Source organism: Geothermobacter hydrogeniphilus (genome assembly GCF_002093115.1).
In the GTDB taxonomy this organism is placed as follows: domain Bacteria; phylum Desulfobacterota; class Desulfuromonadia; order Desulfuromonadales; family Geothermobacteraceae; genus Geothermobacter_A; species Geothermobacter_A hydrogeniphilus.
This window is the reverse complement of the sequence record NZ_NAAD01000003.1, coordinates 172,244-193,281: the sequence shown is the minus strand read 5'-3', so window position 1 is coordinate 193,281 and position 21,038 is coordinate 172,244. Positions and strand designations below refer to the sequence as shown.

Annotated in this window: 24 protein-coding genes and 1 pseudogene; 14 read left to right on the top strand and 11 right to left on the bottom strand. The window is 56.9% G+C overall.

Annotated features, from left to right (window positions below; all coding sequences use genetic code 11):
- The first annotated feature begins 183 nt into the window (after positions 1-183).
- The 8 genes from B5V00_RS04335 (at position 184) to B5V00_RS04300 (ending at position 6,758) form a co-directional block, all read left to right on the top strand.
- Positions 184-1,170, top strand: coding sequence for a DUF5655 domain-containing protein (locus tag B5V00_RS04335; protein ID WP_085009532.1), 987 nt, complete (start codon positions 184-186; stop codon positions 1,168-1,170).
- Between the two features lie 172 nt (positions 1,171-1,342).
- Positions 1,343-1,915 (top strand): hypothetical protein, encoded by a 573-nt coding sequence (locus B5V00_RS04330; RefSeq protein WP_139800645.1) that lies wholly within the window; start codon positions 1,343-1,345, stop codon positions 1,913-1,915.
- Between the two features lie 501 nt (positions 1,916-2,416).
- Positions 2,417-2,854 carry a DUF2784 domain-containing protein gene (locus B5V00_RS04325; protein ID WP_216355452.1) on the top strand — a complete coding sequence of 146 codons (438 nt, stop codon included), beginning with the start codon at positions 2,417-2,419 and terminating at the stop codon, positions 2,852-2,854.
- 69 nt (positions 2,855-2,923) lie between these two features.
- Complete coding sequence (locus B5V00_RS04320) at positions 2,924-3,922, top strand: transposase (protein ID WP_085009529.1); 999 nt, start codon at positions 2,924-2,926, stop codon at positions 3,920-3,922.
- Positions 3,923-3,939: 17 nt separating this feature from the next.
- On the top strand, positions 3,940-4,749 hold the full coding sequence (locus B5V00_RS16835) for a carboxypeptidase-like regulatory domain-containing protein (protein WP_139800644.1): 810 nt from the start codon (positions 3,940-3,942) through the stop codon (positions 4,747-4,749).
- A gap of 66 nt (positions 4,750-4,815) precedes the next feature.
- Positions 4,816-5,145, top strand: coding sequence for a DMT family transporter (locus B5V00_RS04310; RefSeq protein ID WP_085009527.1), 330 nt, complete (start codon positions 4,816-4,818; stop codon positions 5,143-5,145).
- 500 nt (positions 5,146-5,645) lie between these two features.
- Entirely contained in the window at positions 5,646-6,242 is a 597-nt protein-coding gene (locus B5V00_RS04305; RefSeq protein WP_085009571.1) for a DUF2238 domain-containing protein, read from the top strand.
- A 210-nt stretch (positions 6,243-6,452) separates the two neighbouring features.
- Positions 6,453-6,758, top strand: a complete 306-nt coding sequence (locus tag B5V00_RS04300; protein WP_085009526.1) for a hypothetical protein — start codon at positions 6,453-6,455, stop codon at positions 6,756-6,758.
- 76 nt (positions 6,759-6,834) lie between these two features.
- Here the strand turns inward: B5V00_RS04300 and queF are convergent, their stop codons facing one another.
- The 5 genes from queF to B5V00_RS04275 all read right to left on the bottom strand — a co-directional run bounded on the left by queF (position 6,835) and on the right by B5V00_RS04275 (position 11,720).
- On the bottom strand, positions 6,835-7,665 hold the full coding sequence (gene queF, locus B5V00_RS04295; protein ID WP_085009525.1) for an NADPH-dependent 7-cyano-7-deazaguanine reductase QueF: 831 nt from the start codon (positions 7,663-7,665) through the stop codon (positions 6,835-6,837).
- Between the two features lie 105 nt (positions 7,666-7,770).
- Positions 7,771-10,266: an efflux RND transporter permease subunit gene (locus B5V00_RS04290; protein WP_085009524.1), complete on the bottom strand. Its 2,496-nt coding sequence runs from the start codon at positions 10,264-10,266 to the stop codon at positions 7,771-7,773.
- A gap of 187 nt (positions 10,267-10,453) precedes the next feature.
- Positions 10,454-11,011 carry a hemerythrin domain-containing protein gene (locus B5V00_RS04285; RefSeq protein ID WP_085009523.1) on the bottom strand — a complete coding sequence of 186 codons (558 nt, stop codon included), beginning with the start codon at positions 11,009-11,011 and terminating at the stop codon, positions 10,454-10,456.
- Between the two features lie 2 nt (positions 11,012-11,013).
- Positions 11,014-11,472, bottom strand: a complete 459-nt coding sequence (locus B5V00_RS04280) for an iron-sulfur cluster-binding oxidoreductase (protein WP_085009522.1) — start codon at positions 11,470-11,472, stop codon at positions 11,014-11,016.
- Positions 11,473-11,501: 29 nt separating this feature from the next.
- Positions 11,502-11,720 carry a hypothetical protein gene (locus tag B5V00_RS04275; protein ID WP_085009521.1) on the bottom strand — a complete coding sequence of 73 codons (219 nt, stop codon included), beginning with the start codon at positions 11,718-11,720 and terminating at the stop codon, positions 11,502-11,504.
- 233 nt (positions 11,721-11,953) lie between these two features.
- On the opposite strand from B5V00_RS04275, the gene B5V00_RS04270 reads away from it, so the two are divergent.
- Positions 11,954-12,874, top strand: coding sequence for an MBL fold metallo-hydrolase (locus B5V00_RS04270; RefSeq protein WP_085009520.1), 921 nt, complete (start codon positions 11,954-11,956; stop codon positions 12,872-12,874).
- Positions 12,875-12,880: 6 nt separating this feature from the next.
- On the top strand, positions 12,881-13,069 hold the full coding sequence (locus B5V00_RS04265) for a hypothetical protein (RefSeq protein WP_085009519.1): 189 nt from the start codon (positions 12,881-12,883) through the stop codon (positions 13,067-13,069).
- Positions 13,070-13,276: 207 nt separating this feature from the next.
- Here the strand turns inward: B5V00_RS04265 and sodC are convergent, their stop codons facing one another.
- The gene (sodC, locus tag B5V00_RS04260; RefSeq protein ID WP_085009518.1) at positions 13,277-13,801 is read right to left on the bottom strand and encodes a superoxide dismutase family protein; all 525 of its coding nucleotides are present in this window, start codon (positions 13,799-13,801) and stop codon (positions 13,277-13,279) included.
- A 206-nt stretch (positions 13,802-14,007) separates the two neighbouring features.
- Here sodC and B5V00_RS04255 point away from each other — a divergent pair, with 206 nt between their 5' ends.
- Positions 14,008-14,481 carry a Crp/Fnr family transcriptional regulator gene (locus B5V00_RS04255; RefSeq protein ID WP_085009517.1) on the top strand — a complete coding sequence of 158 codons (474 nt, stop codon included), beginning with the start codon at positions 14,008-14,010 and terminating at the stop codon, positions 14,479-14,481.
- 119 nt (positions 14,482-14,600) lie between these two features.
- Here B5V00_RS04255 and B5V00_RS04250 read toward each other — a convergent pair whose 3' ends face one another.
- From B5V00_RS04250 to B5V00_RS04240, 3 genes are all read right to left on the bottom strand, one after another.
- Positions 14,601-15,281: a spermidine synthase gene (locus B5V00_RS04250; protein ID WP_085009516.1), complete on the bottom strand. Its 681-nt coding sequence runs from the start codon at positions 15,279-15,281 to the stop codon at positions 14,601-14,603.
- A 5-nt stretch (positions 15,282-15,286) separates the two neighbouring features.
- Positions 15,287-16,348, bottom strand: coding sequence for a GTP pyrophosphokinase (locus B5V00_RS04245; RefSeq protein WP_281249644.1), 1,062 nt, complete (start codon positions 16,346-16,348; stop codon positions 15,287-15,289).
- A 303-nt stretch (positions 16,349-16,651) separates the two neighbouring features.
- Positions 16,652-17,653: a 4Fe-4S binding protein gene (locus tag B5V00_RS04240; protein ID WP_085009570.1), complete on the bottom strand. Its 1,002-nt coding sequence runs from the start codon at positions 17,651-17,653 to the stop codon at positions 16,652-16,654.
- Positions 17,654-17,980: 327 nt separating this feature from the next.
- Here B5V00_RS04240 and B5V00_RS04235 point away from each other — a divergent pair, with 327 nt between their 5' ends.
- The 3 genes and pseudogenes from B5V00_RS04235 to B5V00_RS04225 form a co-directional block, all read left to right on the top strand.
- The gene (locus tag B5V00_RS04235) at positions 17,981-18,271 is read left to right on the top strand and encodes a hypothetical protein (protein ID WP_085009514.1); all 291 of its coding nucleotides are present in this window, start codon (positions 17,981-17,983) and stop codon (positions 18,269-18,271) included.
- Between the two features lie 70 nt (positions 18,272-18,341).
- On the top strand, positions 18,342-18,590 hold the full coding sequence (locus tag B5V00_RS04230) for a thioredoxin domain-containing protein (RefSeq protein ID WP_085009513.1): 249 nt from the start codon (positions 18,342-18,344) through the stop codon (positions 18,588-18,590).
- Between the two features lie 12 nt (positions 18,591-18,602).
- Positions 18,603-18,986, top strand: a pseudogene (locus B5V00_RS04225) (peroxiredoxin-like family protein); the annotation flags it as partial.
- A gap of 108 nt (positions 18,987-19,094) precedes the next feature.
- Here the strand turns inward: B5V00_RS04225 and B5V00_RS04220 are convergent.
- Together B5V00_RS04220 and B5V00_RS04215 are read right to left on the bottom strand one after the other, a co-directional pair.
- A complete protein-coding gene (locus B5V00_RS04220; RefSeq protein ID WP_085009511.1) occupies positions 19,095-19,469 on the bottom strand; it encodes a hypothetical protein in 375 nt (124 codons plus the stop codon).
- A 256-nt stretch (positions 19,470-19,725) separates the two neighbouring features.
- Positions 19,726-20,934, bottom strand: a complete 1,209-nt coding sequence (locus tag B5V00_RS04215) for a hypothetical protein (RefSeq protein WP_085009510.1) — start codon at positions 20,932-20,934, stop codon at positions 19,726-19,728.
- Between the last annotated feature and the right edge of the window lie 104 nt (positions 20,935-21,038).

Below are 21,038 nucleotides of genomic sequence, written 5' to 3'. Positions count from 1 at the left end.
CGGCCGTCAAGAGCAAAAAAGTCCGTTAACGCAAAACCAACTGGCTGGCGGTGGTCGGCATCTTACGCGGCCCGCTATCGGCATCTCAAACCAGAAATCTTCGCTTCAGGTGGGCCTCTTCAGGTCGAGCTGCCCGGCAATAACTGAAACATAAAAGACCTACCGACTAAAAAGGAATAAAGCATGTCAGAAAATCAAGTGATAGTAACAAGAGAAGGAACTTATCATCTCTACAAATACAAGAACGAAAATGAACTGGAACGAATGATCGTTGAACATTCATCAGAAATATTTGGCAGCAATACCGTATATTTTGATCTTAAAAAGAAGATAAATAGCAAATCTGGATTTGGAACAATTCCTGATGGATATATTATAGACCTAAACCAAGACAAACTTTTCCTGATCGAAGTTGAGCTAATAAACCATAGCATCAAAAAGCATATACTTCCTCAAATTTCTAATTTCATTATGGCCTTAGACAATAAAGACACTGTTGAAAAATTAGTCAGTGAATTCTATAACAATCTACCAATATCAAAAAAAATAGATAAGAAACGCTTAAGATCAATAGTAAATAACTGGGGAATTGTTATTATTATTGATGAGGTTGGAGACCCAATGAAAGAAACCAACCCCTTGCTTGAAATTGTGAATTTTTTATCAAAACACGGCGAAGTAAAAGCAATCCCCTTTCAGACCTACCGAAAGAACGGCGCGATCACTGACGACCATGTTCATTCTTTTAAATCATTCACAAAGGAAGAACTAGAAAAAGAAGCGAAAAAATGGACCTTTAAATGGGAAACTGTTTCCGTTGAAAAACATCTTAAGAAAATGCCTACTGAATTACGAAATTTATTTACAAATTTAGGAAATAAGATTTGCTGTATTTCCCCGTCAGTAAAAGAAGTACATCGAAAAAAATGGACAACTTACCAAATTTCATCATTAAAAAATTTCTGCACAGTAAAAGTGCTGAACGACTGCTTGGAGATAAATTTAAAAACAGATGAATCAATATTTTCGGACACAAAGGGAATTTCTAAAAAAATTAAAAGAACACCATCATGGACTTTTGACAGAGTGTTAAATATTCATTCTGAAAAAGAAATAGATTATGCAGTTACTCTAGTTGAACAAGCCTACAAGGCTATTGCAGAAAAATAAGTCCACAAATGAAATTGCCTAACCATAGAATGATCATGCGGACGTAAAATACAGGTGTGCTTCCCCAAGCAAATCCAATAATTGCTGTGGCAAACGATAACATTTCGTCGCCGCTTACCACACAATCGTTTGAGGTTGTTGAAAACATCAATAGAACAAATGCTGAATATTTATGGCGTCAAAACACAAAGAAAATCGATCGGAGAGCAAATTAAAAGCCATTTTTTTCAATCACAATAGGCGGCAAGGTTTTTCTACAGCCTCGTTATGCAAAATAAATATGATTTTAAATTATCAAAACTTTTATGAAGAAATTGAAACCTTCGAAACTTTCCCCGAGAAAATTACCGAAGTTACCACGGAGTGTTTCAAGCGGGTATTTGGTTGTGAAATGGCACGAACCAGCAAAAATATCGTCTATATCTGGAGGGCCGAAAAAAGAATTAAACGTCTAAAAGGTGAAAGTGACATAATCTACATTGGTCAAACAAAGCAATCATTTAGGGATCGGCATTATAAATATGCCAACATTCATGCCAACTCAAAGGCCAACAAACTGAAATTTCAATATATAATCACAAATTTTAAATCTATAAGCATAACCGTGGCAAATTTCATAAAATACGGAGAAACACTCCAAAAAGCAGAGGGGCAATTGCTTTGGTGGTATTTTCAAAATCATTGTGAATTTCCACCTAAAAATTACACACAAACAAAGATAAGAAACAACACTATTATAATATAATTTGCCTAACCCCTATCAGGCCCCCGGCCGTCAAGAGTAAAGACGTCCGATAACGCAGAAAAATAGCTCTTCCCGTTCTTTGACGAGCGACTGATCTTCGAGAACCACCGGTTTCCGACTTGGGATTCTCCCTGGCCGCGGACTCTGTTCCGCACCAAACTTATCGAGGCTCTGAAATGCAGGGTCATTGGCGACCTGATCCTCCCTACCGCCTGGAATCACGCGCGTACCCTTGTACCGGCCCATTCAAAACAGGCAGGGTGAGAGAAAGGTGGATATCCACCCAGTTAGTATCGAGCTCGGGTAAAAAGAAAAAAAGAGGTAAAATCGGCCGATAAACGGTAGAATTCCCGACAAATCGCGTTGAGGAGACGGCTATCGCCTGAACATGCCATACCTGACGGGCGGTTTACGGAAAGAAAAAATTCAACCAGGCTCGGGGATTGCTCTTGTGGGAGGGTTTTTCTACGGGCTCGTCAGGTGAAAAGAATGGAATCTAACATGCCTTATCTGTTCGCGGCAGATCTAATTCTTTTCACCCATGCGCTTTTTGTCGCGTTCATTGTCTTTGGCCTTTTGTTAATTTTTGCAGGTAAACTGCTTTCGTGGTCTTCGGTACGAAATCCATGGTTTCGTTTGGCGCATCTCGTTGCAATCGGTGTGGTTGTGCTGCAGTCATGGCTAGGTGTTAAATGTCCTTTCACCACTTGGGAAATGGCGCTACGCGAAAGGGCCGGTGACACCGTTTATCCCGGTACCTTCATATCTCATTGGCTAGAGACGATTTTGTATTTCCGCGCACCGGAGTGGGTATTCATAGTTGGTTATACAGTTTTCGGGGCGCTGGTTCTGGCCAGTTGGTTCTGGGTTCGCCCACGTCCGTTTACCACACTTAAAAAACACATGCCACCTAACAAAAAAAATCAAGCGAAACGATGATATTGTGCAGGTCCACAACACCAGAGGGGACGTTGTTGACATTTTCACTTTCATTGCTATCATCCTCTCATGCCTCGACAATCGCGCATCGACATCCCCGGCCTGCTCCAGCATGTCATCTTTCGCGGGGTAAACCGCAGCGACATTTTTCTCGCTGACGAGGATCGCCAAGACTTTGTCCGCCGTCTCGACTTCCTGCTTCAGGAGACGGAAACACGCTGCTACGCATGGGCGCTGCTGGGCAACCATGTCCACCTGCTGTTGCTGCCCACCCGCCGCCCCCTCGCCCAGCTGATGCGTCGACTGCTCACCGGCTACGCCGTGACCTTCAACCTGAGACACCAGCGCTCCGGCCATCTTTTTCAGAACCGCTACAAGTCAATCGTCTGTGACCAGAACGCCTATCTGCTGGAACTGGTGCGCTATATCCATCTGAACCCGATCCGGGCCGGTATCGTTGATGATCTGGACTCCCTTGCTGAATACCGCTGGTGCGGTCACCGGCAACTGCTCGGCCGACAAGAACCGTCACTGCTCCACTCGACAGACGAGATCCTGGGGCTTTTTGCCGAACGTCGTGCAAGGGCGCGGGCAGGCTACATCGACTTCCTCCAGGACGGACTGCAGAACGGGAAAGAGATCAGACTGTCGCGCGGCGGCAGAAAAACCAGCCTGGCCCTGAATGACAACCTGCATGAAGACGACCTGTTTGATGATCGGATTCTGGGAGGGGGCGACTTTGTCGCAGCGACTCTCGCTGCCACGGAACAACCCTGCCCCGGGGAACAGGCGCTGGACAAACTGCTGCACACCGTCGCCATCCATTGCCAACTCGCCCCGGAAGATCTCACTCTCCCGAGCAAGCAGCCTGCTATCGTTCACGCCAAAGCCCTGCTCTGCCATATCGCCACCCGACTGTACCGCATCAAAGGTGTCGATATCGGCAGACGGCTCGCCCTTTCTCCCTCTGCGGTGAGCAAGGCGGCCCTGCGAGGACGTGCGATTTACGCGAAAGAGCAACAACTGCAAAAACAGCTGACAGTGGACACCTCAACAATGCTCCATTGATGCGCGCCGAGAATAATATGTCATTCCTTAAAAGCTTTCAGATTGCTATCCTTGTCACAGTTCTCATCAGTACCGTTGGCTGCACCTCATATGAGCCGAAGACATACGAAGGAAAAGTTGTCGACGAACAAGGGAACCCGATCTCCGGGGCAGCAGTTAGAGTTTGCTACATTGGGTGGGGTTTTGGCGATAATGGAGGAGTTGTTTGGGATAAAGTTTATTGTTCTGATCCAGCAACGACTGATGAACATGGGACCTATAAAATTGAGTTCGCTGCCCCAGCGAGTGCCGTCCTGCGAGCAGAAAAAGACAAATGGCACCAGAGCAAAAGCTTTATGCCAAATAATAATCGTGTTGTTCTGGTGAAATGGAATGATTATATCCGACGCAATAAAGAACGGCAAAGAGCAATTGAACGTACTTTCCGCAGAAAGACGGCGGATGAAAATGGAATAGATTATTACTGTCGAGTAGTACGCAAGCGTTCCAGCAAAATCGAATTGATCATTGGCGGAAAACGAGTAAAAATATTTCAAACCTTATTGATTCAAGAAAAACCGTTATTTGGTGTTTCCGGGCCATATGACACTGTCGAATTGATGGCGAAAGAAATAATATTAAGAAAAGAAGAACCTTCCGGAGAAGAAGCTACAGATTTCGCCGCATTACCAAAAAATATTTCCTGTGATGACAAGATTTATTTTATTCAAACTAAGAGCCGGAATTATCCCCATTTTTTAGACATTATGGATAAGGTTGAGGTCCACATACCAAGCGCACACGCCGCATTTGCTCTTGATGTCTGGCGTACAAGTAAATATGACTGACATTTATCGACATTCCTCAGACAGTGTCCTTAAAAAAGTTCACCCCTTGCAACTGACGGAGACGTAATGTCTTACCTATATTTGACAGTAGCGATTATTGCTGAAGTAACGGCAACAAGTGCCTTGAAAGCATCATCGGAGTTTACCAGGTTGCTACCAAGCATGGTCGTCGTTGTAGGCTATGGTGCAGCATTCTATTTCATGACTCTTGCAATAAGAACAATACCAATAGGTGTTACATATGCTATCTGGTCCGGTGCTGGAATCGTTTTGGTAGCAATTGTTAGTGCATTTTTATACAACCAGACACCTGACACACCGGCTATCATCGGTATGGTGTTAATCATTTCTGGAGTTGTTGTTATACATATGTTTTCAAAAACAGTAGGACATTGAAACAGCAATCATACAGAGCGATACAAATAAGTTACTCGTCAAAAATTTACAGTATTTTTAGTCAACAATGACAGCACTGTCAGCCTCGATCTTGAGCGAATCAGGCTCATTGGTCTGAGGTCACGGGAACGTAGAAAGCGTTATGGGCGAAGATGAAATCATTGCCGAGTTCGAAGCACGACGAAGAAGGTTAACCCGATTCGCTGTTATCTTCGGTGTCATCATTGGTACTGTCAGTCTCATGGCGTGCTACAGAAGTCTGTCAAAGACGATGACGGCAGTTTTGCTTGTTGCCGCATTTATATGGGCGTTGATTGTACACGTGCGCATCTGGCGATGTCCTTCATGCAATGGACACCTGGGAAGACTCTACCTTGGCTTGAAATTGCCGAAATTCTGCCCTCAATGTGGAATAAAGCTGATCGAAGAGTAGCAACAAATTGCTCGCATCATACTTATCACCAGCGACGTTAACGATTATGACAAGAAATGACGTGAAAATTAAATACCTTTGGACCGCTATCTTTATTGCGGCATTGGTGTGGTCCGGGATAAATCCAAAAGATCACTTTACCTGGTTTCTTGAAGTTGTCCCCGCCATCATTGCCGCACTGGTTTTGCTGTTTACATACAATTCGTTTCGATTGACTCCTCTGGTCTACACATTAATACTCATCCACAGTGTCATTCTTATGATTGGCGGGCATTACACCTACGCGGAAGTTCCGTTCTTTGATTCATTGAAGGACATCCTGGGATGGTCAAGGAATAACTATGACAAGCTCGGGCACTTCGCCCAGGGTTTTGTCCCCGCGCTGGTGGCCAGAGAAATCGTGGTGAGAAAAAACATTATTCGGGGGTCAGCGTGGCAGGCGTTTTTCATCATCTCTTTCTGTCTGGGCTTCAGCGCGTTTTACGAATTGATCGAATGGTGGGTCGCTCTTGCCACAGGTGAAAATGCGGAAGCCTTTTTAGGCACGCAAGGCTACATATGGGACACTCAATCCGACATGGGACTGGCGCTGCTGGGAGCCATTGCCGGATTGTTGTGCTTAAGCAGGCTGCACGACCGGCAGCTGAAGAAAATCGGCAATTAAGTCCATAAAACCCGCCCTCCTCCGCTGTGCATCGCCACAGGGCAAAGCCGGCGACTCTGCAACCATTTGCTGCCGGAACGCCCCTACGCAACAATCCTGAAAACGATTAGCCTTGCGTCCGTACTCACTGATTCAGGCATTCAACCCAACCGGCGGCCGACGCCGGTCGGGCGGCAGCCCATGAACAGCCGCCCGTCGAAGGAGGACAACATGAAAACGATTGCCATTGCGACCCTGATAACGGCAGCACTTCCCGCCGCCGCCATGGCGGCCGAACCGACAGCATTCAACTTTGGCGAAATGGCTTTTTTCGTCGTCCTGAACGGACTCCTCGGACTGGGAGTCTTTGCCGTCGGCATTATCCTGGCGGGATTGATCGTCGACAGGTTCCGCCCCTGGATCGACGTCCGGCGGCAGTCATCTCACCCGACCCGCAAGCCCCAACCGCATACCCACCACTTTCCCCCGGCCAACCTCGACGACGCCATCAGCCGCGAACGGCAGGATGCTTATTGATGTGAGAGGTGAGACGATAGATGTGAGATGTGAAAAAACAAGGGCAGGCTCCTGACGGGGCCTGCCCTTTGTGCTCCTACTGCCTCACCAGCCGCAGGTTCTCGGCGGAGACTTCGAAATTACTGCGGAACGGGTTGATGTCGAGGCCACCGCGGCGGGTGTAGCGGGCGTAAACCGTCAGCTGCCGCGGCCGGCAGAAGCGCTGCAGGTCGACAAAGATCCGTTCGACGCACTGCTCGTGGAATTCGTTGTGCCGACGGAAGGAAACCAGGTAGCGCAGCAGCGCAGCCGGATCGATGCGCGGCCCCCGGTAGCGGATCAGCACGCTGCCCCAGTCGGGCTGGCCGGTCACCAGGCAGTTACTTTTCAGCAAGTGGCTGTGCAGGGTCTCCGTGACGATCCGCTCGTCATCAGCCGCCCCCCGCAACAACTCGGGAGCCAGGCCGTAGTCATCGATGGCGATATCGAGATCGTCAATGCAGCGGCCCGGCAGCGTACTCACCGACAGCAGACCGGGCCCGGCAACCGGCTCCAGGCTCACCTGAACCGTCCCCCCGGCAGCCGCCGAGAGGTCGGCGGTGATGGTCTTGCGCACCTGTCCGAAGTCATCGAAACGGGTCTGGTTGAAAGAGTTGAGATAGAGCTTGAGGGACTTCGATTCCACCAGGTTTGCCGAGTCGCAGGGGAAGCGGAACTCGCCCAGCGCCACCACCGGCTTGCCCCTGGCATTGAGCCAGGAGAGTTCGTAGGCGTTCCAGAGGTCCTCGCCGGCAAACGGTAGCGGTTCCGCCAGCCCCAACTCCTCACGCTTGAGACTGCGCGGCACCGGGCAGAGCAGCCCCGGATCATAGACATCAGCGTAGCACGAAACCTTGCCGAGCGGCAGATTCAGTTCAAGATCACTCATGGCGCCGATTGTCGTCCCATCCCCGGCAAAAGTCAAATGACAGCAGTGGGCAGCTTCGCACCTCGCACCTCGCACCTCGCACCTCAATCCTCAATCCTTCATCCTTCATCCTTTCAACCAGCAGACATGCCGCGGCTGGATGCGCATCAGCAGCAGCGCCAGCAGGGTGAGGTTGGAGAACATCGCCACCGCCATCGCCAGGCCGGTGAAGAGGCCGAAATAGATGGTCGGCATAAAGTTGGAGAAGGTGAGGATGCCGAAACCGATGATGATGGTGATCGAGGTATAGTACATCGCCCGGCCGACGCTGGCGTGGCAGCGGCGCACCGCCGCCCGGTAGTCGAGATCGCGGCTGATCTCCTCGCTGAAGCGATGCACGTAGTGGATGGTGTCGTCGACGGCGATGCCGATGGTGATGGCGGCGATGGTGATAGTCATGATGTCGAGGGGAATACCCAGCCACCCCATCAGGCCGAGCACCACCGCGGCGGACAGCAGGTTGGGAACGATGGCGATCAGCGCCAGCCGCAGGGAACGGAACAGCAACAGGAACATCACCATGATCGCCAGGAAGACCACGCCCAGGGTGAGGATCTGCGAGCGGAACAGGCTCTGCAGCACATTATTGTAGAGCACGAACATCCCGCTCAAATGAATCCGCCCCGGCTGAATACCGAATTTGTCCTGCAGGTCCCGGCGGATCTGCTGAAGCAGCTCATTGCGCCGCAGTTGCGGGTCCGAGTCGATGATCCGCAGCGCGAAGCGCAGCTGGTTGCCGTCCGGGGACAGGTAGGGAGCGAACAGCGCCCGGTCGATATCCGCCGGCAGTTTCTTGTGGATCACCGCCAGCATCAGGTTGTCGAGGGGCTTGCCGCCGCCCAACTGGCGCAACAGGTCCATGGCGGTCGCCAGTGAAAGCACCTTGCCGCTCGCTGGCAGTTGATCGAGGTAATTGTGGATCGCCCTGATCTCTCCAATCCGCTGTTCGTTGTACCAGTAGCTGGTGGCCGTCAGCCCGGCGTCTTTGCCCACCTCGGCGAAGGGGTCGTCCTCCCAGTCTTCCGGCTCGCCGCTGTCAGCCCGGAAGTCGGGGTCGGCGTCGATCAGCACATCGAGCGGAGTGGTGCCACCGAGCTGGCGGTCGATCAGCGCCATCCCCTGGTAGATTTCCGTGTCTTTCCTGAAATTGTCGATAAAGCGGTTTTCAACCGTCAGGCGCTGGATGCCGAGCAGGCTGAACAGCGCCAGGACGACGAACACTGCCAGGGTCGCGCGGCCGTGTCCGATCACCCAGCGGGCACACCAGGTGGTCAGGTGGCCGGTGAGGTCGAAGCGCGGGGTGAAGTGCCTGGGCCGCAGCAGGGCCAGACCGGCTGGAAAGAGGATGAAAGAGAGAATGAAGGAGACGCTGATGCCGAGCGCCATCATCCAGCCGAAATCGATCACCGGACGGATGTCACTGACCAGCAGCGAGGCGAAGGCAACGACCGTGGTCAAGGCGGTGTAGAGGCTCGGCATGAACTTGCTGCGCACCGTACTCAGCACCAGGCTGCGTTGAGAGACACCGGGGTTGAGGGTGTGCAGTTCATGGTAGCGGACCACCAGGTGAATGGTCAGCGAGAGGGTGATGATCAGCATCAACGAGGTGAAGTTGGAAGAGACCACCGTCACCCGCCAGTCGGCCAGGCCGAGGATGCCGAACATCACCAGCACCCCGGCGCCGCAGCAGAGCAGCGGCAGAATCACCCAGCGCGGCTGGCGGAAAATCGTGGCCAGCATCACCACCAGGAAAACCAGCACCCCGAGGCCGAAGGTCAGCAGGTCGCGACGGATGAAGTCGATCATGTCGGTGACGATCATCGTCAACCCGCCGAGGTGCAGGTCGGCGGACCGGCGGTAGGGTTCGAGGACGGCGCGGATGGTGTCGATCAACCGCGCCCCCCGATCGAGAGCCCGGGCGCTGGCGACCTTGAAGTCGCGCTCCACCCGCTTCAGATCGGCCTGCTGTGAATCCGGCAGCATTCCGTCCCGAAGCAGCCGGCGCAACGCGTCGCGGTGCTTGCGCAGCTTTTCGTAGGTCGGATCGAGCGCCAGGTTGAGCTGCAGGGCGGTGGTACGGCCGTCCGGACTGAGCAGCAATTGCCGGTAAAGGGGACTGGTGAGAAATTCACGACGCGCCAACTGCAGGTCAACACCCGGCGTTTCGAGGGTGCGCACTCCCCGGCCGAGGTCACTGAAACCGATGGGCGGGCTGGCGAGCAGCGGAACATCGAGGATGCTGGTCACCGAGGCGATGCCCTGAAGCTTTCGCAGGTCGTCGCGCAGGTCGCGCAATCCGGCCAGGACGTCCGGAGTGAACAGCTCGCCGGTCGGCGTGTAGCTGAGAATCAGAAAATTGTCCGAGCCGTAACGTTCGCGGATTTCGCGGTAGGTCTGCAGCGCGACATCATTCTCCAGCACCAGCGAGTCGGCCGAGGCATCGAGGCGGAAATCGCCGGCGTGACGGCCGAGCAGCACCACCAGCAGCAGCACGATCCCCAGGGCGAGCCAGGGGCGGCGCAGGATCAGGCGGTTGTAAAAGCTCAGGAGTATGAGGCGCATTCCGGTCCCTTCGGTCAGTAGCATCAATTCTAGCAGATCGTGGGAGGGAAAGCTGGAGGTGCGAGGTGCGAGGTGCGAGGTGCGAGGTGCGAGGTGCGGGGTGCGGGGTGCGGGGTGCGAACGGGGACGGCCCCGTTCAAGGAAACCGTCCCCGTAAATGGACTGTCTATGCTTCGACGTCGCGACTTCAGGCCGCCGCTTCGGCTTCGTACCCTTCCACCATGCGGCGATAATGGTCGCTGAAATCCTCCGCGACCGCGGCCTCGGCCTGTCGATAGGCTTCGAGCATCGCCGGGCGGACCTCTTCCGGCAGCACCCGTTCGGAAAGCGGGTAGAGGATGCTGTTTTCCTTCTCGATATGGTTTCGCAGCAACTCGGCGTAGCCGTAGGCGTTCTCCGCCAGCACCGCGACCTGGTCACTCGCCCCGGCCAGCGTCTTTTGGGCCGCCTCCTCCATGCCGCGGACAAATGCCCGGCCCTGCTCGTGCTCCATCAGCATCGCCGCCACCGGCGAATTCTGCTCCGGCATGCCGTTGGCAACCAGGGCGGTGAAAAGGGTGGCCTCTTCCTTGGCGTGATGGAACCGGTCGGCATAGTTGCGGATGAAGTCGACCGCGTCGAGATAGAATTGCCAGTTGGAAAAACGACCCTCTTCAAGCCGCCGGGTGTTGGTCTCGACCAGGGCGATCATGCGCAGAATCAGTTCATGCTCCGCGACCATCACCTGCGTGACATCGGTTTTCATGCTCAGTTTCTCCTCTCACCGTCAACCCCGATCACCACCACTTCCAGCGGGATATCCTTGCCCGAAGCCTGCAGCGCCTGCTGGGCCATCATCGCCAGTCCCCGGCAGCAGGGAACTTCCATGATGGTCACGGTCAGGGAACGGATGTCATTCTGCTTCAGCATCTCGGTCAGCTTCTCGACATAGGGGCTGGTGTCATCCAGCTTGGGACAGGCGTTGACCAGCACCTTGCCCTTGATGAAATCACGATGGAATTCAGCATAGGCGAACGGCACGCAGTCGGCGGCGATCAGCAGGTCGGCATCCTGCAGCCAGGGCGCGCTCGGCGGCACCAGGTGCAGCTGGGTCGGCCACTGACGCAGTTCGGACTGCAGGCGGCCGGTCTGTTCGGCATTGGCGGTTTCTTTTGCTTCCACGGTCCGGACCTGCGATCCGGGACAGCCACAGGCGAGTTTACTCATAACGATTTCTCCTTTGTTTCGTGCCGGATTCAGCCCAGTGAATCCAGGTAACTGTTGATTTCCTTCTCGATCTGCGCTTCGGCTTCATCGCCGAGAGCGTGAATCGAAACCACATCCTTGAGCAGGCAGATGCCGACCCCGCAGCCGACGCAGCCGATCTCGTAGCGATTGAGGATCTCGCCGATCCGCGGGTGCTCCCTGACCACGTTCTGGATCTGTTCTTCACCGAGATTATTGTTCAGGTTCATGCCGTTCTCCTTTGCCTGAAGTGTCCTCAATTTACCGCTTCAGGGGACGAAAAAATATGACCTGGATCAAATAGGTGAGATTTTTCGTCAACTATTGGAACGAATCACGGGGACTGGCTCCGCAGGTGCCTGTCCCCTTGACCTGACCTGTCCCCTTGACCTGACCTATCCCCTTGACCTGGAACCCGGCATCGCCGACAATCAGGCAACCACGATCAACCGGAGCGGGTTTCATGACTGTTGAAAATCTTTTCTGCATCGATCTCGACCAGCCGGCGCTGCCCGGCTTTCACCGTTTCATCAGCGCCTGGTGCGGACGCGTCGCCGGGCGGACCATCGTCGTCGACCCAGGTCCGCTGTCGACCATCCCCCACCTGGTCGCCGAACTGCGGCGACGGGGCATCGACCGGATCGACCATATCCTGCTGACCCACATCCACATCGACCATGCCGGCGGCACCGGCGCCCTGCTGCGGGACTATCCCGCGGCGCGGGTCAGCTGCCACCCGGACGGAATCCGGCACCTGGTGGCCCCCCGACAGCTCTGGCAGGGATCGCTGAAGGTACTCGGCAGAACCGCCGAAATCTATGGCGAAATCGTTCCGGTCCCGGCGGAACGGATCGACTTTTCCGAGCAGGTCGGCACGACCGGCATCCGGGCGCACCTGACCCCCGGCCACGCTCCCCATCACTGCTGCTACCAGGTCGGGAAACTGTTGTTTGCCGGCGAGGTCGCCGGGGTTCGCGGCGAGGTCGCCGACGGCATCTACATGCGGCCGGCAACGCCGCCGCGTTTCATACTGCCGGTGGCCCTCGACTCGCTGCAGCGGATGATCGATCTCGCCCCGCGGCGGATGGTCTTCGCCCACTACGGCCTGGTCGACAACGCCCTCGACCACCTGCGCATCGCCCACCGCCAGCTGCGGCTCTGGGTGCGGGGCGCGGCCGTGACGACCGCGGAAGGAACCGTTGATGTCGAGGCGTTCATCGCCTGGCTGCTTGACCACGACGACATCTTCCGCAATATCGGGCAGCTGCCCGCCGAGGTGCAGCCGCGCGAACGGGAGTTCATCGGCAACACCCTGCGCGGCATGAACGGCTATATCGCCGGGCTCAGCGAAAACGAGCGGCGGAACCTGCTGGCCGCCGCCTGATACGCCATGGAAGCCTCTCCCTGGATCTGCCACATCTGCGACGCCAAGGGCAGCGGTGAAAGCACCGCCTGCAGCCGCTGTTACCAGGTCACCTGCGCCGCCCACCTGACTCACCGCAGCGTCTACAACCCGCAGAGCGGACTGTTCGAGCTGCAGCCGGTCTGCATGGCATGCGCGCTCAACACTGAGAAGTGAAACGGGGGACAGTTCCCCTCTCTCAAGGTGCCAGTCCCCTCCCCACCAGCCATCATGGCTGCCAGTTGAAAAAGTCAGGGGCCCCAGGCTGAGCAAAAATGTCCGGATGCAAGGCGTCCGCAACCCTGCGGAATAAGGCGTACCGGAAGGTACGACGTTGACGCAGGGTAAGGACAACGCCGCAGATGGGCGTTTTTCATCAGCCTGTCAGGGCACCACCCCGCAGGCCATCCGGACACCGCCGCCGCCCAGCTTCTTCGGCGTATCGGCGTAGTTGTCACCACCGGCGTGGATCATCAGCGAGCGCCCCTGCAGGTCGGACAGCCGCAGGCGCGGGGCGAGCACCGGGGTGTCGGCATGACCGTTGCCGTCGACGGTCAGCAGCGGCAGGTCACCGAGGTGCCCATCCCCCCAGGGAGGGCCGTGATGACCTGTTCCGGCCGGATCATAGTGCCCGCCGGCTCCCAGCGCGGCGACCACCTTGCCGTCCTTTTCCAGCGGCTCGCAACTCGGGTTGCGATGCACGTGAAAACCGTGCGCTCCAGGTGACAGGCCCGTCAGCCGCGGGCTGAAAACCACCCCGTAAGGGGTCTGGGTCGCCATGATGGTACCGGCCGGGCGGGTTGCGCCGTCGACGGCGACCAGATTCATCGGGACGACGATACCGGCCAGCACGCCGCCGGGGAAAAGAACCACCATTCCGAGCAGAAAACCGAAAAGCCTTATCCACATCATGCAATCCTCCATTGCGGCAGGGAAATCTCGCCGCGACACGAAAAACTCCGGACAGCCGACAGGCCAAACGGGACAACCGTACCGCTTGACACGTACCTGTCATTCTACCCCCAAAACAGCTTTCGTGCCCGCATCCGGACGATTGACTTTGGTGGGCTCTATTCTAGGATTGAAATGAGCCGCCGAAGCAAAAAGGAGCCCCCATGACCACCGACATCGAACTTTTCCGGAATGGATTGCTCAAGGATCTGGCCACGGACGAAGCCGAAGCCTTTTTGAGCCGCTGCCGGAGAAAAGACTACCAGGACGGCAAGTTGCTGTTCGCCGAACAGAGCGAGGCGAACCACCTCTACCTGCTGGTCTCCGGAAGGATCGACCTGCAGTTCGAACTGCCGGCGCAGAAAGGAACCGCCACCCTGGCGACGCGCAGCCCCGGCGACGCGGTCGGCTGGTCAACCATGGTTCCCCCTCATCGCTACCGCTTCGCGGCGGTCTGCGTCGGCCCGACCACGGTCCTGGAGATCGACCGCCCGACCCTGCAGTCCCTGTTCTGCACCAACTACCATCTCGCCTACCTGTTCATGCGCAACATCGCCGTCCTCTCCGGCGACCGGCTGTTGCGGGTGCAGGAAAAGCTGGCGACAGTCCTCGGCGATGAAGCGGTGAACGGCTGGTAAAAAGAAAAAGGGGACTGGCTCCGCAGGTGCCTGTCCCCTTTGCTTTCAAGCGCAGCGAGCAAGAAGACCCGGGGACAGTCCCCCTCATTTAAGGGGACTGTCCCCTTTCCTGTCCCGGTTCATGCTTTTTGCGCCAGGAACACCGCGTGCCGGTAGCCGCCGCGCCCCGGACGTTCGCAGCGCACCGCAAACCCGGCAGCGGTCAGCCGCCGACTGAACCCGGCATCGTAATTCTCCCCCCAGACCGCGAAAATCCCCCCCGGCCGCAGGGCATCGCGGGAACGTTCGATTGCCCAGCTGCCGTAGATCGGGTCGTTGAGCCGGTCGGTCCCGGCGTGCGGACCGCGGTAGAGATCCAGGATGATAGCATCGAAACGCCCGCCGGGATCGCCGGCGGCGGTCTCGGCGATCAGTTTCGTCACATCTCCGAGATGAACCTTCACCCGTTCATCCAGCACCGCCCCCGCCGTCAGATCGGCGAGCGGTCCGCGGCACCAGTCGACGATGCGCGGGTTCAGCTCGGCCACCACCACCTCGGCATCCGCCGGCAGTTCATCGAGCGCCGCCCGCAGGGTGATTCCCATCCCCAGACCGCCGATCAGCACCCGCGGTGCCGACTGCTGCCGCAGACCGGCACAACCGAGGCGGCCGAGGGCGACTTCCGAAAGCTGCTGGCTGCTGTTCATCAGGATCTGCGGGCCGATAGCGATAAGGAAATCCCGGTCACCGCGACGGCGCAGTTCGAGCGTCCCCTCCCCGTCGACCTCGAAACGGTCGAGAATGATCCATGGCCGGGCCATGACGACTAATCCCGCCCGCCGGCGAGAAAAGCGACGAAGCGTTCACGGGAAACCCGCGAAAGAATTCGCTGGAAGGTTCTCGGATCGGAGAGATAGAGGCAGTGACGAATCACCGTGTAGGGGCTGAAACTGTGATCGGCGTTTTCGGCGAGATAGAGGTCACGGTATTCCCGGACCTGCTTCAGGTGATCAACCAGGCAATGGTGCAGTTCACCCTTGGTGAATTCCGGGTGCAGCCGGAGGATATCCTGCACGAAACCGTCGACCTTGTAGTCCTCGAATTCGAAATCACGGAAGAAATGCCCGGCCACCCGCAGGAAATTGAAGGCGTTGATGATCTTTTCACTCGCCACCCCGGCTCCCCGGCTGGGAGCCGTTTCCGCGACCGGGGCTTCACCGAGCGGATCGTCCGTCGCCTCCCGGATCAGGGCGGCGGTGGCGTTGCGGATCTCCTTGAACTCGCGGTCGGCCAGTTCAAACAGCGCCGACAGCACGTTGATCCGCCGTTTCAGGTCGTTGGGAATCGATTTCTTGTACTTGATCTTGTGGTCCAGCACGCTCCAGGCATCCTGGATCAGGGAGCGGATCTGCACCTCGAAGCGAAAATCCTCATACGGCAGGCAGAAACCGGAACCGAGCAGTTCGCCGTCCGGGGCGAGATCCATGTGCAGCCCCTTGTAACCAAAGGAATCCTCGGTACTTTCCACTGCCGAGATCTTGTCGGTCACCTCGATCAATCGGTAGTTCTGCTGCAGCACTTCGGACACCAGGGCGATCTGGTCCTCGTAGAGACAGACGATGCGGATGCCGATCAGGTCGGAAATAAAATCCCTGATTTCATAAGGTTGCTCATCCGCCTCCAGCTTTTCCTGGTACTTGCGGTGGAATTTCTTGATGCATTCCTCGCGATCCTTGACCCGCCCCTCGATCTTGGTCACCTCGCCGATGTCGGACTGGCGGATCTGGTCACCGATCAGCCGGATAAAAACATCCCTGGCCTCTTCGAGCTGCCTGCGGTTGCGGTCGTAGAAGTCACGGAAGACGCGTTTTTCACGTTCAAAATCCAAAGAAGGCAAAACAACTCCTTGTCGAGGATGGACTGGGGTCAAGCGAATTAATTGTGTCAAACCGGGGAGCGGGGGTCAATAAGGAAAGGTGGGGCGAGGTTCGAGGTTCAAGGTTTAAGGTTCAAGGTTTAAGGTTCAAGGTTTAAGGTTCAAGGTTCGAGGTTCGAGGCTCAAGGTTCGAGGCTGGGCAAAAATGCCCAGATGCAAGGCGTCCGCAACCCTGCGGAATAAGGCGTACCGGAAGGTACGTCGTTGACGCAGGGGGGCGGACAACGCCGCAGATGGGCGTTTTTGCTCAGCCGACTAATGACCGAACCTTTCGGCCATGGGAATCAGGCGCTGAAAGTCCTCCGGGGTGAGGCTGGTGTGCCAGTGACCGCTGAGCATGCCGGCGGCGACGCCGGTGAAGAAGAGGGTCAGCACCAGCAGACCGAAGCCCCAGCCGGGAATGGCGCGCTGCAGGAAAGGCAGCCGGATGCCGAGGGCGGCAGCTTCGGGGCAGCTGGAGACACAACCGAGGCAGGCGGTGCATTCCGGTGAACGGATCACGGTCTTCTCCGCCACCGGCAACTGTGCCGGGCAGGCGCGGCTACAGGCGCCGCAGTGGACGCAATGCTCGTCGCTGCGGCGGATTTTCAACGGGCTGAGCATGCTCAGCAGCCCGACCAGGGCACCATAGGGGCAGAGGTAACGGCACCAGAAATTCTGGTAAAAAACCGAGAGCAGCGCCAGCAGCAGGATCACCCCCAGGCTCAAGGGGGAGAGCCCGGTGAAGAAATGCAGCATGCGTACATCGGCCACCGCCCAGTAGGGGGCAGCGAGAAAACCCTGCAGCACCGCCGCCGGCATGTCGATGATAATCAGCTTGAAAAAGAACAGCAACAGCGCGTACTTGAGCGCCCGCAACGGAATATCGAGCCAGCGCCAGATAGTGAAATTGCGGCCGCAGAGTTTTCGACCCAGCCGCCACAATCCCTCTTCGACGGTCCCGACCGGGCAGAGCCAGGAGCAGAATGATTTTTTCGCCAGCAGCGACATGGTGAAAAAGGTCAGCAGCAGTACCAGCGCCGCCGGATGGATGGTGTCGAACTGCCCGTTGACCAGCCAGTTCTTCAGGCTGACCAGGGCGCCGATGGGCAGAAAGCCCTCCACTCCGGGCGGCCGGAGGTAGTCGGGCGTCCGGCCGAAACTCCGGTAGTGTTCGACAAACAGGCTGAACTGGATACCAAGAAACAGGCACCAGCCGAGAAAGGCCCACTGCACCAGCAGGCGCAGGGCGGTTGTTTTCCGCAATATCGATGTCATGATGGCGATCATCTTAGAACATAATCCCGATTGAAAACTTGACATAGCTCAAGGCGCGACCGGGCGGCGCCGATTATTCTGGATCATCAACCAGGGCCCGGAGCAACGGACCGGGACAAAGGAGACCGTATGACAATATCCGAACTGATCGTCACCCTGCTGATCTGGATGCTGGCAGGCTGCGGCGGATTTTTCAGTATCCGCGCCATGCTGCGCAAACGGAAAAGGACAAAATAACGGACCCGCGGCCATGTGGCCGGGGACCAGAACACATCCCACACAAACAACTGAATCCCTGATCCCACGGGTTCAGGAAGGAGATATGCAATGCACGAATGCGGATGCGGCGGAAGCCATGCCCATGCCGGCGGCGGACCCTTCGCAGAAGGACGGGAACTGGTCGAATTCGTCAGCCGGGCACACGGCGGCGCGCTGCGCGACCGTGAGATCCCCGGGGGCGGGCTGGCCACCAACTGCCGGGGCTGCGGCGCTCCCTTCACCCTGACGACCTTTGTCGGCACCTGCCCGGCCTGCGGCGGCGTCCACGCCGTCTCGCCGCCGCGCTGCGATGATGCCGCCAACATCCAGTTCGCCGGAGAAGGTTTCACGCTGCCCTGACCCCGGCCCCGTTGTTGCGGTCCTTCCGGTTCATGATAGAGTCGACAAAAACCGACAAAGGGAGGATCCAATGCAACTGCAAACCAGACTCGACGCCATGAAGGCCGAGTTCGTCAGCAAGGTCGACCCTGCCATTCTCGACGCCATGGGCAGGGCCAAAGAGCAGTTCGATGTCGCGGCGATGATGTCCGGGGTGATCCAGCCCGGAAACCAAGCGCCCGATTTCACCCTTGAGGATGAAAACGACAACCAGATCAGTTCGATTGCCCTGCGTGAGAAAGGGCCGCTGGTCATGACCCTCTACCGGGGGGTCTGGTGACCGTACTGCAACGCGGAGCTGGAGGCTCTGCAGGCGGTTCTGCCGGAAATTGAAAAGAGCGGCGCCACCCTGGTCGCCATCTCGCCGATGCTGGCGAAGTACACCCCACAGCTGGTGCAGAAACTGGGACTGACCTTCCCGGTGCTGAGTGACCCCGGCAACAAGGTCGCCGCCAAGTTCGGGGCGGTCTATACCCTGCCCGAAGCGATGCGCGAGGTCTACCGGAGCCTCGGCCTCGACATCCCGCGCTTCAACGGCGACGACAGCTGGCGTCTGCCGATGCCGGCCCGCATCATCATCGACCCTGCCGGAACCATCCACCGGGCCGACTTCTACCCCGACCACACCCTCCGCCCCGAACCGGACGAGACTGTGGAGATTTTACGCCGGATGTGAGATGTGAGATGTGAGATGCGACAGGGGACAGGCTCCGCAGGTGCCTGTCCCCGTTTCATTTGTCCTCGTTCCGTTCACAGCCTGCCAGCCTGCCAGCCTGCCAGCCTGTCAGCCTTCCCGTCGAACCAGGGTCCTGACTGCCCACCAGTTGACCAGCAGCACCACCGCGACGATCGGCAGCACCAGCATGCTGCGGCCGGTTTCCGCACCGAACTTGACCTGGTCCATGATCAGCACGCCGAAAAAACAGAACGAGATCAGCTTGCTCGCCATCAGGGTCCATTTTTCCCGGCTGCGCCAGGCGGTGCTGAGAATGTAGATGTTCATCAACCCGTAACCGGCGGTCACGTAGGAAAAAAGCTGCAGTCGCTGAGAGGCGAGTTCATTCGAAACACCCCCCAGGCCGTAGGAGACGAACAGGAAAGACGTAAAGATGCTGAACAGGGCGAACCCCGCGGTCAGGATGGTGTTGGGTCTGCTCATGGTCCTGCCTCGAAGATAAGGGAGAAATCGAATCGACAGGTTAGCAGATTCCCCGCGGAATTACCACGACGGACTCAGCCCAAATCCACCAGCAATTTCGGGATTCGGCTGTCGTTACGGGTGAATCTGCTTTGTTGCCGTCACCGCTTCGGTGCTCGACGTAGCGCGGCTACGTCTGCGCCCGAAACAGCGCGACGCCGCGCATCTCCACCCGTCCCGTCACCCTCGCTCCGCAAAACAGCCGATGGATTTGGGCTCAGTCCGATGCTTTTTTCAGCAGGGCGCTGAAATCGACACTCATCCTCTGTTCTGTCTTCCGCAACCGAAACCCCCGCGCCAGAACGCCTTCCTCAATGCCGCGCATGTGCAGCGCGCCCCAGGGGATGACGATCACGTCATACTTGTCGAGCGCCTGTCCCAGGTAATCGAGAACGGTCCGGTTGCGGCGGGTGAGGATATCATCCATCAGCCTGGCGTAGCGTTCCTGGTCCATGTTGCGGTTGATCCACGCGTTATAGGTCCGCAGGCCGGAAGCCAGGTCGTCGCTGGAAAAAACATCCCTGCCGAGCATGTTGAGAAATTCCACCGTCCGGGGATCGAAATCACTCAGGTCGACATCGGCCCGCAGGATATCCGGCCCCGGAAACTCCCCCTTTTCGCCCTTTCCGCGCAGCTCATCCGGACCGATCAGCCGTCCCTTCATCGGCATCTGCCGCTGGGTGCTGAGACCGAGCAGGGAGGCGACCCGGTCATAGCTGTAGGCGGCGGTCAGCAGTCCCCCGCGGTCGCTGACCCCTTCGGCGAGAACCAGGGTATGCGGCGCGGCGACCGATGCGGCAAGCTGGTCATAGTAGCTCTGGTCACCGATGTGAATCATGGCCACCAGGCGCACGGTCTTGTCGCCGCGGCGGTAGACACGCTCCTGCATACTGATGCCGCGGGCATCGACGCGCATGAACCCGGCGGTGGCCTTATTGATGGCTTCAACCGTCCCGGCACCGGCAAAGCTGACCAGCAACAGGGGAACGACGAACAGGGTTCCGGCAATGCCGAGCAGCAGGTTGCCGGCACTGAATCCCCTGCCGGCAAAACGTTCCGGCCGCAGCAGCAGCCCCCGGCCTTCCCCCCGCAGCACGAAGAAGGGCAGCAGCCCGAGGGAGACCTGCAGCCCTGCGATGATCACGCCGAGATTGTCCGAGAGGATGAAGAAGGAAAGCGGCCAGAGCCCGGTCATGCCCCAGATGGCGAACAGCGACTGCGGCAGCAGGATCAGCTTCGGCAGGCGCCGGTCAAAGAGCATGGCACCGTAGATGATAAAGGACAGCACGACGACGCTGAAAGCCACCAGGGTCCGGACCCCGAGCAGACCATGGACGCCGGAATTATAGGCCAGCAGTTCATCGATGACCGACAGGCAACCATCAGCCAGGAACATCCACATGAACAGGTTGGCCAGTATTCTCATTGCGTAACACGTCCTTCCGCCCCGCGCTTTCCCCGGGTATCTGATGTTCTCGGGAACAGTCCCCCTCCCTTAAGGGGACTGTTCCCCTTGCCTTCAATCAGGGG

Bases quoted from the DNA above. Each gene is read 5' to 3' on its own strand.
- B5V00_RS04335 (WP_085009532.1), top strand. From the start codon at position 184: ATGTCAGAAAATCAAGTGATAGTAACAAGAGAAGGAACTTATCATCTC.
- B5V00_RS04330 (WP_139800645.1), top strand. From the start codon at position 1,343: ATGGCGTCAAAACACAAAGAAAATCGATCGGAGAGCAAATTAAAAGCC.
- B5V00_RS04325 (WP_216355452.1), top strand. From the start codon at position 2,417: ATGCCTTATCTGTTCGCGGCAGATCTAATTCTTTTCACCCATGCGCTT.
- B5V00_RS04320 (WP_085009529.1), top strand. From the start codon at position 2,924: ATGCCTCGACAATCGCGCATCGACATCCCCGGCCTGCTCCAGCATGTC.
- B5V00_RS16835 (WP_139800644.1), top strand. From the start codon at position 3,940: ATGTCATTCCTTAAAAGCTTTCAGATTGCTATCCTTGTCACAGTTCTC.
- B5V00_RS04310 (WP_085009527.1), top strand. From the start codon at position 4,816: ATGTCTTACCTATATTTGACAGTAGCGATTATTGCTGAAGTAACGGCA.
- B5V00_RS04300 (WP_085009526.1), top strand. From the start codon at position 6,453: ATGAAAACGATTGCCATTGCGACCCTGATAACGGCAGCACTTCCCGCC.
- queF (WP_085009525.1), bottom strand. From the start codon at position 7,665: ATGAGTGATCTTGAACTGAATCTGCCGCTCGGCAAGGTTTCGTGCTAC.
- B5V00_RS04290 (WP_085009524.1), bottom strand. From the start codon at position 10,266: ATGCGCCTCATACTCCTGAGCTTTTACAACCGCCTGATCCTGCGCCGC.
- B5V00_RS04285 (WP_085009523.1), bottom strand. From the start codon at position 11,011: ATGAAAACCGATGTCACGCAGGTGATGGTCGCGGAGCATGAACTGATT.
- B5V00_RS04280 (WP_085009522.1), bottom strand. From the start codon at position 11,472: ATGAGTAAACTCGCCTGTGGCTGTCCCGGATCGCAGGTCCGGACCGTG.
- B5V00_RS04275 (WP_085009521.1), bottom strand. From the start codon at position 11,720: ATGAACCTGAACAATAATCTCGGTGAAGAACAGATCCAGAACGTGGTC.
- B5V00_RS04270 (WP_085009520.1), top strand. From the start codon at position 11,954: ATGACTGTTGAAAATCTTTTCTGCATCGATCTCGACCAGCCGGCGCTG.
- B5V00_RS04265 (WP_085009519.1), top strand. From the start codon at position 12,881: ATGGAAGCCTCTCCCTGGATCTGCCACATCTGCGACGCCAAGGGCAGC.
- sodC (WP_085009518.1), bottom strand. From the start codon at position 13,801: ATGTGGATAAGGCTTTTCGGTTTTCTGCTCGGAATGGTGGTTCTTTTC.
- B5V00_RS04255 (WP_085009517.1), top strand. From the start codon at position 14,008: ATGACCACCGACATCGAACTTTTCCGGAATGGATTGCTCAAGGATCTG.
- B5V00_RS04250 (WP_085009516.1), bottom strand. From the start codon at position 15,281: ATGGCCCGGCCATGGATCATTCTCGACCGTTTCGAGGTCGACGGGGAG.
- B5V00_RS04240 (WP_085009570.1), bottom strand. From the start codon at position 17,653: ATGACATCGATATTGCGGAAAACAACCGCCCTGCGCCTGCTGGTGCAG.
- B5V00_RS04235 (WP_085009514.1), top strand. From the start codon at position 17,981: ATGCACGAATGCGGATGCGGCGGAAGCCATGCCCATGCCGGCGGCGGA.
- B5V00_RS04230 (WP_085009513.1), top strand. From the start codon at position 18,342: ATGCAACTGCAAACCAGACTCGACGCCATGAAGGCCGAGTTCGTCAGC.
- B5V00_RS04220 (WP_085009511.1), bottom strand. From the start codon at position 19,469: ATGAGCAGACCCAACACCATCCTGACCGCGGGGTTCGCCCTGTTCAGC.
- B5V00_RS04215 (WP_085009510.1), bottom strand. From the start codon at position 20,934: ATGAGAATACTGGCCAACCTGTTCATGTGGATGTTCCTGGCTGATGGT.